The 240-nt window shown below is 74.6% G+C and carries 1 protein-coding gene; it reads right to left on the bottom strand.

The features are described from left to right. Window positions 1-240, bottom strand: a 240-nt coding sequence (locus tag KVS71_RS18540) for an ATP-binding cassette domain-containing protein (RefSeq protein ID WP_217585268.1), incomplete at both ends; no start/stop codon positions are given.

The following is a 240-nucleotide window of genomic DNA, read 5'->3' as shown; positions in this document are numbered from 1 at the left end:
GTAGAGGTCGAGGATGGCGGTGGTGGTCTCGGGGTCGAGCGCGCTCGTCGCCTCGTCGGACAGCAGCACGCTCGGGCCGCTCGCGAGGGCACGGGCGATGCCCACACGCTGCTGCTGACCGCCCGACAGCTCGTGGACGGATGCGTCGCCGCGGTGCCCGAGACCGACGAGGTCGAGCATCTCCTGCGCGCGAGCCCGCCGCCGGGCGCCCGACGTGCCGTCGAGCTCGAGCGCGAGCTC

Origin of the sequence: Microbacterium sp. GbtcB4 (assembly GCF_019091465.1) — a bacterium.
Classification (GTDB): Bacteria; Actinomycetota; Actinomycetes; order Actinomycetales; family Microbacteriaceae; genus Microbacterium; species Microbacterium paraoxydans.
Note: the sequence above shows the minus strand (reverse complement) of the source record. Positions and strands in the feature narration are given on the sequence as shown.